9 protein-coding genes are annotated in these 12,842 nt (G+C 41.9%); 2 read left to right on the plus strand and 7 right to left on the minus strand.

The features are described 5' to 3' along the window. Positions 1–111 precede the first annotated feature (111 nt). A complete protein-coding gene (locus F8R90_RS31685) occupies positions 112–2,829 on the minus strand; it encodes a DUF1156 domain-containing protein (protein ID WP_230967198.1) in 2,718 nt (905 codons plus the stop codon). A 442-nt stretch (positions 2,830–3,271) separates the two neighbouring features. Between F8R90_RS31685 and F8R90_RS31690 the strand changes: the two genes are divergently transcribed. Next, entirely contained in the window at positions 3,272–3,682 is a 411-nt protein-coding gene (locus F8R90_RS31690; RefSeq protein ID WP_196514031.1) for a type II toxin-antitoxin system RelE/ParE family toxin, read from the plus strand. Further along, complete coding sequence (locus tag F8R90_RS31695) at positions 3,679–4,029, plus strand: helix-turn-helix transcriptional regulator (protein ID WP_196514032.1); 351 nt, start codon at positions 3,679–3,681, stop codon at positions 4,027–4,029. Before F8R90_RS31690 ends, F8R90_RS31695 begins: the two co-directional genes overlap by 4 nt. 129 nt (positions 4,030–4,158) lie before the next feature. Here the strand turns inward: F8R90_RS31695 and F8R90_RS31700 are convergent, their stop codons facing one another. From F8R90_RS31700 to F8R90_RS31725, 6 genes are all read right to left on the minus strand, one after another. Next, on the minus strand, positions 4,159–7,677 hold the full coding sequence (locus tag F8R90_RS31700) for a helicase-related protein (RefSeq protein ID WP_196514033.1): 3,519 nt from the start codon (positions 7,675–7,677) through the stop codon (positions 4,159–4,161). A 239-nt stretch (positions 7,678–7,916) separates the two neighbouring features. Beyond that, positions 7,917–8,438 carry a TniQ family protein gene (locus tag F8R90_RS31705; protein WP_152590039.1) on the minus strand — a complete coding sequence of 174 codons (522 nt, stop codon included), beginning with the start codon at positions 8,436–8,438 and terminating at the stop codon, positions 7,917–7,919. Position 8,439: 1 nt separating this feature from the next. After that, a complete protein-coding gene (locus tag F8R90_RS31710) occupies positions 8,440–9,279 on the minus strand; it encodes a TniB family NTP-binding protein (RefSeq protein ID WP_230967200.1) in 840 nt (279 codons plus the stop codon). 9 nt (positions 9,280–9,288) lie between these two features. After that, positions 9,289–11,031, minus strand: a complete 1,743-nt coding sequence (locus tag F8R90_RS31715) for a Mu transposase C-terminal domain-containing protein (RefSeq protein ID WP_196514034.1) — start codon at positions 11,029–11,031, stop codon at positions 9,289–9,291. A gap of 28 nt (positions 11,032–11,059) precedes the next feature. Further along, on the minus strand, positions 11,060–11,710 hold the full coding sequence (locus tag F8R90_RS31720) for an integrase catalytic domain-containing protein (protein WP_196514035.1): 651 nt from the start codon (positions 11,708–11,710) through the stop codon (positions 11,060–11,062). Positions 11,711–12,188: 478 nt separating this feature from the next. Continuing rightward, on the minus strand, positions 12,189–12,842 hold a 654-nt coding region (locus F8R90_RS31725), incomplete at its 5' end, for a WD40 repeat domain-containing protein (RefSeq protein ID WP_196514036.1).

A 12,842-nucleotide genomic window follows, 5' to 3' on the forward strand; every position in this document is an offset into this window, starting at 1 on the left:
TTTTTCTTTGAACTCAGGGCTGCTGCCTCACGATAGCTACATCTACTCCGGGCGTTAGAGCCACCCAGAATGTATTAATAGGCTGAGGCTAATAACGAGAGTCGAAAGTAATTAAAGTAAAGCCATTTGTAAGGGAGTCGATTCTTCGGTTTCAGCAGCGAGGCGAGAAATTTCTGGCCAGGAAATCACTAAGCTGTTGTAAGCAACACCTTCAGCAGCCCAGCCTTTTCTGTCGCAAATGTTATAGAGTCGATAAGCTAATTCCCTTGCTGCTTCTCCTATGGTTCCCAGTTGAGATAGCAAATTTGCAGCACCTTGATTTCCAGCACCGTCTTGCAATTCCCGAATCATGTGTTGTGTGGCTTCCCAGACTGTGAGGCGGTTATCGGTTTGGGGATTCCAATTTTTGGGTAATTCGTCGCGGCACAATAGTCGTACTTTACCCGCCTTGGCAGTGAGGATGCCAGCGTCTACCATGCCTTGTACTGCTGTATTCTTAGCTTTGGAGAGGGTTTCAGCATCGCCAAATAAACCTTCATTAAAGGTATGCTGTTCATACCAAATCAAAGCAAAGCAAGTTTCAGCATCAAATTCTCCTTCTTGTTCGGCGAGAAATTCATCTAATGTTTGGTTAATTAGTTGCAGAGCGGTGCGAACGGGCATGGGTGTGCCGTCTGATTCTAAGACTTTACTGTAGCGAGAGTAAATTGCCATACCAGGCCCAATACTGGCTTGTGCTAAATCGACCGGGGCGATGTTGCCTTGTTGGAGTTTTTGAAATGCGTCGGGGAGTTCGCGTTTGAGGGTGTTGACGAATTGCCGGCGAGTGGTGGATGGGGCAGTTTCGGGCCGAGGACGGGCAACGATTACAATCGCAGATGCCAAAGCATTAGAGCTTATCGCACGTGTTCTAGCTTTTTTATTTGTACGGACAGGCCAAGTTCCTGTAACTTGGAAACCGCTATCTACCAAACCTTCAAGCATGGTTTCCCATCCCGTGGAAGCACGCTCTGAGTGATTCTCTTTGTCTTCTTCTTCTTCTTGTTTAAAAGCATAATAAACAGTAATTGGAACATCTCTACTTGCTTGTTTATAGATGTTCTGGAAAACTTGTAAAAAACCTTCCCGAAAGTGCTGTTTTGCTTTTTCTTCTGAGCCATTATGTCTGTAAGATGTCGCAATTAGTTCTCCTTCTTTTGGAGTAACTAATGTAGCAAAGTTTGTAGGGTCTATTTCTTTCAGGATAGCGCGTAACCAAGTATAAAAGAAATCTGATAAATCAGCATAGCTTATGTTGTCATAATAGGGTGGCTCAGTTGAAATAACATACAAGTTTTGACATGAATCAAACCCTTTCCTGGCATCAAGTTGGACAACTTTAGCGATGCTACTATCTACAGGTAGAGAACTCAGTGCTTTTGTAACCCATTCACTTGCTACAGAAAATGATAACTTACCATAAATTGGGTTAGCTTCTGCAAAGTCCCATACCATTGATATAGTCTGACGTTGAAAGAGATGTGCTACGTTTTCATTTTTAGCATTCCAATTAGTGAAAGCGCAGCAGTAATCAGTCAACCTTGAAAGTGCACAAGCCAGGTATGTAGTGACCGCATTGGAATATTCAAAATCGCCATCTGATTCTTTAATAATGCTATCGCGAGCTTGACTTATCAACTCACAAAACGTAGTTAAAACTAGCAGTTGACGGGATGTGAATAGATCAGTATGTTTTGTGAAACCGTAGCGTTGGACGCGAAAACCCAGTGCTTGCTCTGGTAAATCTGTATTAGGTTGCCATTTTGGGGTTGCTAAAGCAGCAATATTTTCATGTTCTCTAGTGGCAGGTAGATAGAAGCGGGCGCGTTGTCCCTCTGCCACCATCGCCATAAGTTGCACAGCTATTCGTTTAGCTTGTCCTTCAGAACGAATATAGTCAAAATGTACTGAGGTACTACAGCATAAACAAGTTGCTCCCTTATTTTTACTGACTGTCCCTTCTAGTGATGTCCCCTTACCAGTTCTAATCTCAAAGCATACTATAGGTGGTTGTTGGCTGCGGTCTATAGTTGGCTCAATCCATACTTTCTGCCCACTTTTGTTTGATAGCACAAATGTGCGTACCAAAGGTATCTGTGCTTTACAAACAGGATTTGGACACGTAACAGTACGTGCCCAAAGCCATGCAGTAATTTCCTCTCCATTTGGGCCTTTAGGATAAACTTCTGCTAATTGTTTCGCAGCCTGTTGTTGTATCCATTCTCCGTACCACTTTACGTCTTCTACTAGACCAGTCAAACCGCGCCACCCTTCTTTAAGAATTGAAGGATGAGGATGAACAGGGGGTCGATTTCTGAATTTGGGTGGATATTCTAATAAAGCTCGTTGAATAGTAACCGCTACAGGGTTGAGGTCACTACTTGTTACCTTTAAACCTAAACGCTGCGCTTCTAATGGGATACTAGCACGTCCGCCAAACATATCCCAAAACTCAGGCATTTGTCCCTGAAACTGCTGTCGAATTATTTCTTGGGCTTTTGTGATGATACGTTTGTCAGTTGTTGCATCCCAAGTTGCTAAATTTGCAACAAAATCTAAAAGTTTTTCACGTTCCTTTTGTGCTTCATCCGGTGGTAGGTCATTTCCTGGATCATCAATCAGTTGTGCAAAAAGAATGGCACGGGAAATAGATAGTGGTGTACGCGCCCACCAATTGTGAATAGAGCGAGGGTGTCCTTTTAGAAAAGGATTTTCTGTTTCTGGCTTTGAACCTTGATTGATAGCATCCAGTGGTAACGCGACTTCGATTAGCTTCTTGCGGTAGGTCATTCCTTTTGCCAGACTTGTATAATTGAAGTCTGTATTTTTACCAGCAAGCAGCACAAAATATTCCGAATGAGTGGGCTTACGGAATCATTGCATCAAAGAATTTACTGGGCTAATTAGCCTTTGTTGATTGCTGCTTACTTAACTTAGTTACAGAGCTTCGTCTGGCAATTATAGTCACTAAAATTAGTTCTGTGCTTTGTGAAATTACTTAGAAGAGCGAAAAAATATATGGTTTTAATAATATGAAAAGTTTTTGAGAATCCCGTTTTTGCTGCTAGGACTCCTAAAACCAAAATCTGACAAGCCAAAAATCGAGAACTACGGTCAAGGCAGTGGCTCTATTTGTAAGGTTATCGAAAACTTTTCAGCTTTGGCAGGTACAAAACGTTGAATATAGTAAAGATTTCTGATAACGTTAATGTTATCAGAATAGTGCATTTAAGTGAGCGAGTGGAAAATAGAATTTTATCAATCTGCTGACGGTCAATCCCCAGCAAAAGATTGGTTTGATGAACAAGAGGCAAAGGTCAAGGCTAGATTAGGTCGTATTTTTGACCTCTTGCAGGAGCAAGGCACATCTGTAGGAGAGCCTCATGTTAAGCACGTTGAAGACAAGCTTTATGAAATTCGAGCAGAACAAAACACAAATACTTATCGTGTAATCTATTTTGCCTACACTGGCAAGCGATTCATATTACTTCACGGCTTTCAAAAGAAAAGTCCAAAGCTACCTAAAAGAGAGTTGGAATTGGCTAAACAACGAATGAAGGAGCTTGTGAATCAAGAGAAAAATCAGCAGGAGAAAGCTTCTTCTCCAGAAGGTAATAAATCCAAGAAGGGTAAAAAACGATGACTTCTAACACAATTTCTTGGGATTCTATCCGTGATGAAGTTTTAGCAGATCCAGAGGTAAAGGCTGAATACGATGCCTTGGAATCTGAATTCCAGTGTGCAAAACAAGTTATTGCTTTAAGGAAGGCTAGCGGCTTAAATCAACGGGATTTTGCAAAGTTGGTTGGCATTAAACAGCCACAGCTAGCTCGGATTGAATCTGGGAAACAGGTTCCTAAAATTGAAACTCTAGCAAAACTTGCTAGGAGTGCAGGTTACGATGTCGAGATTCGCTTTGTAGCACCCAAAGGAAAGCGATCATCGCACAAAGTCGAGCCTTTGACGATTTCTGCTAAAGAGTTAGTTTAGTCCTGTGATTCCTCTCACTAAAAGCATCCCTTTTTACTTGGATAACTACCTATCCAATAAAGGAGGCAGACTTAAGAGCGATTACTCTGACAAAATTGCGATCGCAGATCAATTCTCTAAAATCTCCAATTATTGCGGTTCTGTCCCCATCTGCCACAATTCTTGTAAATTGTAATTTACACTCGTAACTGCGAAATCTGGCTCTTTATGAAACGGTTGCTGCACATAGCGAATTAAACAATTACTATCGATTACATCTGCCGGAGGCACTTTCACTAGTGCCAAAATAAAGTTCTCAGGCTTATTTAAGGCAGTGATAATTTCATTCTTAGTTACTGTCACTGTCTGTCCAGTTGCAATTCTTCCCTTGACTTCAATAAACCGCAACTGCCCTGTTTTAGGGATGCGTGACTCAATATCATAACCACACTTCTGGCTACTCACATCAGTTGGTTCGTACCCTAAATTGCGTTCTACTTCCATCACAGCCGTCATTGCTGCCTGTTCTACCCGTTCCGTCTCCCTGGCAAACATCGCTGTTGTTGCCTGTTGTTTGCCTTGCATTCGTTGCAGTAAGCCTACTGAAACTACCAACGCGCCCCCAACCACCACAGGCGGTAATGGCGATAATCTACGTTCTTGCTCTAATTCCTCCAAGCGCTGCATTAACCGTGCTTGCAAATCATCAGCTCGCTGACGTGCCTTACCTGAGTTAATTTTGGCATTAGGCTTGCCAGCTTCCTCTTGCATTTTCAGTTCTTCTGCCCGATGATCCCAGTAATTAATCTCCTTGGTTAATCTATCTTTTACTGCTGTCATCGTCTTAGCAATAAGTTCCTCTTTGCGCTGCTTGAGTTCTTGAAGATGTTGGGGAACAAGATGAGCGATCGCATAACTCTTGGCTTTTGCTTCTAAATCTTCTCGCAACCAAGATTCTTCTAAAACTTTTTCCACAACACCCTTTTCCTCGTCTGTTAGCGGACGGTAATTGAGGTAAGGTGCGTAACCTGCATTGTAAGTATTGCCTTCTGGGTTGATTTCCACATATTGCATTCGCCGCGATACTAAACGCCTAGAGCCATTTAAATTTGTCCGCGCGTCTTGTATGGAATGTTCTAGATAAACTAAGGCGCGGGTTCCTTCGCCGGAATCATTTTCATCGATTAATATGGTGCCTTGTTTCAACAAATCCCGGTGTCGTTCCAAAGTCAGGTCAATTGTGGCATCTAGTAGAGAATGTCCAGAACAGATGAAGGCAGCTAGGGGTTTACCAGAAATGCTGATTAAATCTTTTTCAAAGCAGATGCGTTCGTAGCGTAGCAGCAACGGTTCACCTACACCAATTTGCCGCCCTCGATTGCGAATAACTGCCGGAACATGACTGATTTCGTAACGCTGGGGTTCACGTTGACGCAATGTTCCACCTAATTGGGTAAATGCTTCTAGGAAGAAAGAAGCAATAAAATGAGGTTGCAACCGTCGCGCTTCTGCCCTTTCCATTTCTTCCCGAATTTGCTGCACTTTGGCAATATCCATCGAATCCCGTGCCAAAGCCCGTTCTTCTAAAAGTTCGCGTAGTCGCTGTTGGTCGAGTTTATCATGTACGATTTGGTTGAGTCTGTCTCGCACCTCTGGTTGATCGCCATAGCGAATTGCTTCAATCAATAACTCTCGTAATTCCGTCCCTGCGATCGCTTTCCCCAATACATCAAATACTTTACCTCCCAGTGCCTTCTGCTCTGCCTCTATCTTTTTCAATAACGCTAAATACACATCGCCTTCACGAGTGCCTTTTGCCACTAAATTCCATAAGTGACATACCTCCGTCTGCCCAATCCGGTGAATTCGCCCGAAACGCTGTTCTAGGCGGTTAGGATTCCAAGGTAAATCGTAATTAACCATAAGATGCGCCCTTTGCAAGTTAATCCCTTCACCCGCAGCATCCGTAGCTATTAAGACTTGTACTTCGATATCTTGGGTAAACGCTTCCTGCATTTTGCGGCGTTCTTCGCGTCCCATTGCGCCATGTATATTTACCACAGCTTCATTACGTCCAATTAGCGTCCGAATCCGATCTGTCAAATAATTTAATGTGTCCCGGTACTCGGTAAAAATCAGGAGTTTGCGCCGATGTCCTTGGGCGTTGAACATTTCGGCATCATTTTGTAACAGATTCGAGAGTTCTTCCCATTTTTTATCTTTACCACTACGTCGCACCCGCAGTGCCAGTTGCTCTAATTCTTCTAAAAGCTTAATTTCTGTTTGTAATTCTGCGATCGTCCGTGCTGCTGTAGCTAAGTCAACTACTTCCTGTTCTGTTGCTTCTCGTTCTTCACCAGGAATATCCTCTAAATCATCTTCTAAGTCTTCCAGATCCACAACCTGCTTAAATTCAATGATGGTTGCATTACTTCCCCGCCTCAAAACTTCTTCTTGCCTCAGCCGTTTTTGCAACCTTTCCCGACGGCGTAGCAGCGATTGATATATGGCTTCTGGGGAAGAAGCAAGCCGACGTTGCAAAATAGTCAAAGCAAAGCCAATATTACCTTTGCGCCCTTCATTTTCTAAAGCATCGGCACGATTAAATTCCTCGCGGACATACTCAGTGACTCGCTTATAAAGTACCGCTTCTAAATCCGATAGTTCATATTCTATAGTGCTAGCTTGGCGTTCTGGAAATAGCGGTTTTCCATCAAACTTCAGCAAATCTTCTTTAACCAATCGCCGCATCAAGTCGGAAGTATCGGCTACGTGAACACCATCGCGGAAGCGTCCTTCAAATCTGTCTCCATCCAATAACGCCATAAACAACTGGAAGTCTTCCTCTTTGCCGTTATGTGGTGTCGCTGACATTAATAAAAAATGCCTAGTTAAAGTTGAGAGTAACTTACCAAGTTTGTAGCGTTTCGTCTCTTTAATTTCACCACCAAAAAACGAAGCTGACATTTTATGAGCTTCATCGCAAACAATTAAATCCCAGTCTGTCTGTGCTAGTTTTGCTTGTAAATCTTGATTACGGCTGAGTTTGTCCAGCCGCACAATCACCAACGGCATTTCAGCAAAAGCATTTCCAGTTACTGCTGATTCAATGCGATCGTTAGTGAGAATTTCAAAACGTAAATGAAACTTTTGCGACAATTCATCTTGCCACTGTGGGGCTAAACTGCCGGGACAAATCACAAGGCAACGATGCAAATCACCTCGGATCAGCAATTCCCGCATCAGCAAACCCGCCATAATAGTTTTACCTGCACCTGGATCATCTGCTAAGAGAAAACGCAGAGGTTGACGAGTTAACATTTCCCCGTAAACGGCGGTTATTTGGTGTGGTAAAGGTTCGACTAGAGACGTGTGAACAGCTAGCAAGGGGTCGAAGAGATAAGCTAGACGGATGCGGTGCGCTTCTGATGCCAGACGAAAATTAGCCCCATCAGCAGTAAAACTCCAAGCACCACCAGAGGTGATTATTTCTAGGGTAGGTTCTCTGTCTCGAAAGACTAACTCATTCCCTAGCGTGCCGCTAGCATCTTTGTATGTTAATTCCACAACATCAGAGCCATGCCACTGAGCATCAACGATGGCGACAATACTGTTTGGCAGGATACCTTGTACTTGCGTGCCTTTTGTCAAATCCTCAAGTCTAACCATATTGCGGTGTTTTCCCTTTTGGCAGATGTCAGTAGCAATGCAGATACCAATGTTTTTTGGTCGGACATTGCTTTTTATGACCATAAGAGACACTAGGCTGGTTAGTAGCTAGTATATTTACTGTTTTTGGCTGTGGTAGCTTGATGTTGCTTAATTGAAAAGCTGATTTTAAGCGATCGCAATCTGATAACTAGGTTTGAGGTACTGTATTGTCAAAGTGTTAAGACAAATTTTCTTACTTAATAAGGCTTTTGATATTCTGCCATTTCTGCAAAGGACGTAAAACATCGCTGGCATTGTCCGTCCATCCATAAAGCCGGAATTGGAAAGGGTTTTTCACAGACAGGGCATTTTGATAACAAGCGTAACTGGTGGCGATCGCACCCCACCGTCTTTTTAAATTGCCACTCGATTTTATGGCAAACTGACTGAGCATAGCAGGCTCCACACAAGCGAATTGGGCTATGCTTCATTCCTACACCTTCTGGAGGCAACATCTGTCGTAGTCTTTCAGCATCAAGCTCAACCACAGTTGCTAGTGCGTCTAACTCCTGATGAGTTGGGAAGGGATTGAAGTAAAACTTTTCCCAACGTGCTAAAACGACCCCAAGCCCTGCAACATCACCTAATCCACTAGGGGCAGAAAACTTATTTCCTTTTTCTCGTCGAAATCTACCTAAAAAATGGCTGATACTTTCTCCATCAAAAGGCTCGACTCTGGTTAACCAAATTTGTCTTTTTTCATCTATATTTTCTTCCATATCACAATTTCGATGCTGCAATTACTTCTCTTAAAACATCTTTATCGACTTTTTTCTGTCCTCTCAGTAATGAGCGAATAGCAGCTTTACGAAGAATCATATCCAACCTACCAATTAATTTCTTGGTTGCCTGCTTTAAAATTTTGAGGTTATCTCCACTTGCCAATTTCGATTCTTCTGGCAATCTGAGAACATCTCGTTCCCATATTTGAATCATTTGCTTAAATTGAGTATCTTCTAATCTGTCTAACTCAAACTGTTCTAGAAAACGGTTCACAACTTGTTCATCGCGCTTAACTATTGCTAAAAGGCGACTTGTAGTACCAACAAGAAGAACTGAAATCTTTAACTCATCATCATCATAAATATGCCGTACATCTGAGAACGTCTCGAACTTAAGATGATTAGCCTCATCAATAATAAGCATCTCAACCTGATGTATTACGAGGCTATCCAGTGTTCGTTCTCGCAGGTCAGAAATAGTTCCATTGGAGGGTTTATTTAAAGCTTTGAGGATTTTCATAAAAAAATCTCTGGAGCCACAATTTTTAGGAATTTGAATATAAACTACAGGCTTCATGCGCTGACCCTTAGTCAGCCGTAATTTGTTATAAAGATTTGCAAAAGCTTTGCAAGTGACCGTTTTTCCGCAGCGTGATTCTCCTAGCAATAAACCAGTCATTCTAGAGATTACTAACTCATACATCCAAGCGTGACAACGTTTTACTTGGTCGAGTTCTAAGTAAGGTTGACGACTTAAACGTTCAATTTCAGCTTGGATTTCTGGCGTAAGTTCCTGAATCACACCAAATTGCTTGGCAAGTGACATTGCGTCAGTCATTTTTTATACCTAATACTCTTCAAAGAATTCATCCATATAGCGAACTTCATATTTGGGTAACTCTGTATCTGCTTCGCTTTCAGGTTCGGCTTCTTTTTGTTCCGGGGTAGCAAATTTCTTAGCCACTTGCTCTACAGGGTTTACTTGCTCATTTGCTGCTTGTCGGCGCTGTTTGCGGTTTCGTTTTACCGTTTCCTCCACAAAAGCTTGACGGTCTATCATTGCCTCTAAAATTGAGTCATTATTGATTTCTTGACTTGCTTCTTTTAGCCGCTTATTAATTGCTTTTAGTTCACGTAAAGATAGGCGTTCAGTCTCTAAATATTGCGCGTGAGCATAATCCAGAAAATCTTCTGTTCCGTCTGCATTCATCTTGTATACAAGAAGTGTAGTTATATCAGCCGGATCGTATCGAAATGCCACAGTTTCTCCGTCTCGACCTCTCAAATGCTCCGCCCTATAGACCAAGTTTTCAAATTGAATACAGCCATATTTTTGGACTTTACGCCGTTCTTGCTTCATTAAACAAATTGCCAAGTCCAATTGATCATAAAGATATGGGTCTGCCATTAATCCAGCCTCCCATCGCCCAATTCGAGACTGGTCTTTCATCCTGGCATCTGTGTGCGGGTTATATTCATCTACAATGTAGCGTACTAAAAATATCTCTAAATCCTTAAGAGTTAAACAAGCATCTTTATCCGTACTTTCTGGTCTTTCCTGCACGTTTGAACCCGTATATCCAGGCAGGATATTTAGCACTTGCAAATTAAGTGTTTTAAAAAAACGCTCCACAATTCCGCCATCAGATGGTCGTCTTCTCAAATCACAATTAAAGCCTATTTCTACTGCAACTTGTTCTGTAGTGTGGATGGAAGTAAAATCTTTTCCGCCATCGGTATAGAAGTAATTAGGCTTTCCGTAAGCTTGCCATTCATGGCGTAGTTGGTACCCGGAACCGTAAGACTTGGGCAAAATGGCATGACGTAGAGCTAGGGTATCAATTTGGGAGCTAGGGTGATCAAATCCTACATAAAACCCCATTAAGCAACGGGAGTAGGAGTCGATAACAATTGTCAGCCAAGGACGGTCTAACACTCCATACTCATCCACAAGCCTTACATCCAAACGAGTATGATCGCATTGCCAAACATCATTGCTACCCTCCACCTCCAACTCTCGCCCATCGCGGGTCATGTGCGTCAATCGCTCTCCTAAATAGCCAGGGCTTCTGGCTTTCTCCTTTCTCTCTTTCTGCTCAATATGTTCGTCAAGAATTCGATAAACCGATTGGTGACTAGGGTGTTCACTTTTGTTAAGGCTAAATTGTTTAGCTCTACCTTTGACCTTCAGAAACACCTGATTTCGGGTCATCCGCTTGCTACCTTTATTACCCTCTTTATAAGTATTAATGATGAAATCTATCCACTCCTGCTCAAGGCGATACTTCCCCTTATCTGAGCGTGTTGTAGTCAGTCCCACTAACCCTTGTTCTCGCCATTTTTGAAGTAAACGTTCTACTTGGCGAATTGATACACCCAGTTTTTGGGCAGCTTCTATCTTTTTAGCGCTATAGGTTTTGCGATCGCATGGCTCTATGAGGCTTTGAATTACCTCCATCCTCAGCTTTACCTGCTCTGTGATTAACTCTTCTGACGGCAGTTTATGAGGTTTTGTAGAATTTTGATGCTTTTGTAATTCAACAGCATCATCTTCGCTTGAAAGACAAGAATTCTTTAATTTCTGATACATTTTTAAATGTAAGAATAAAAAATTTAAGTTAGATATCTAGCTCATGTTCTTGAATAATTTGAGGCATAGAAATTAAGCCTGCTTCCCACATCTCTTGCCGGGTTGACCCTGATAAATAAGTACTACTTTGCTGATTAAAATTATTAACAATATAATGTACTAGTATTTTTTCAATAACTTCTAAAGTTACAAAATCGTCCTCGCCACTAAGACCTCTACTTGCTTGTAAGTTGGATATTATAGTAAGGCATATTTTTTCAGTACAATAATTAGATTTAAATCTGGGTTGGTGAGTATGTAGCCTAATACCTAGTTGAGATACTTTTTCTTGTAAAGAATAGGAATTTGTAAAATTACTACTATCGATACATAAACCTACTGGAATGCCGTAAGTTCTCCACTCATGATTTAAGTTATATTCTGAATTGTAACGTTTAGGTAAAATTGCATGACGCAAGGCTTGAGTTACTACCTTATTATTTGGTGATTTTAAACTCAAACAAAAGCCCATACAGCATTGAGAATAAATATCTATAACTATAGTTAAATAGGGTTTTCCAATAACTGAACCAGTTGTATCAGCAATATTTATATCCAGTAAAGTAAAGTCAACAAACCAGCAAGAGTTGCTATAGTTTGCAAGCGAAGAATCATTTTGTCTATGAAGTTGAGAAACCATAGTTTTTTATTAAAAATTGATTTTGCAAGTTTTGCTTAATTAGGCAAGGTATTAACTACCATCTGAGATTGGAGCCAGAGGTATTGAGTTAATTTTGATTACTAACTGCATTGCACGAATATTTTTAAATTAACATATAGTGTGCAAAATAAAGCTTATTGTGTGTAAATTAATTTATCAAGACTGACTTATAGCGGTTTCCGCATAGGCAAGGTATGGAAAGAAATAATTAACCACAGATGAACATAGTAAGGGCGGACAGATATGTACCCCTACCCGTGTACCTCATTCAAATGGAAATTGCTATCAGATGCTTCTGTCAGCCAAAAAACAGATAAAGATTAATTACGATACGCCAAACTCGAAAATTATCACCTTCACTCAGCCGTTGAGCAATACCTTTTGCATTTTAAGCATCGCAAGCGCGACGATCGCAAAAAATTACAAGTATTAATGCCAACAACGAAAGCATCTCGACTCATGAATTATCAATCGCTCCCATTAGTTTTAATGCTATGCGCTGTGCTGACGTTAACCCTGTTACACCTGTGATATTCAGCCCTGCACACAGTTTATAGCTAATTACCCGCAGACAGTCGCCAGTAGTTGCATTCCAAATACGGATGGTTTCATCATGACTGCCAGTGACAATCCGCTGACCGTCGGGGGAAAACGCCACTGAAGAGACCCAATCTTCATGCCCGACAAAGGGTTGATCAATGGGCTGACCATTCACATCCCACAACCATACTGTCTTGTCAATACAGCCACTGACAATGCGCTGACCATCGGGGGAAAATACCACTGAATTGACCGCATTTTCATGCCCAACAAAGGGTTGTCCCATAGGCTGACCATTCACATTCCACAACCGTACTTTGTCAAGGTCGCAACTGACAATGCGCTGACCATCGGGGGAAAACGCCACTGAATTGACCGCATTTTCATGCCCAGCAAAGGGTTGACCAATGGGTTGACTATTCACATTCCACAAACGTAGTGTCTTGTCGGAACTGCAACTGACAATGCGCTCACCGTCGGGGGAAAACGCCACTGAATTGACCGCATCTTCATGCCCGACAAAGGGTTGACCAATAGGCTGGCCATTCACACCCCACAAACGTAGTGTCTT

Source organism: Nostoc sp. NZL (assembly GCF_015714705.1).
GTDB lineage: Bacteria > Cyanobacteriota > Cyanobacteriia > Cyanobacteriales > Nostocaceae > Nostoc > Nostoc foliaceum_A.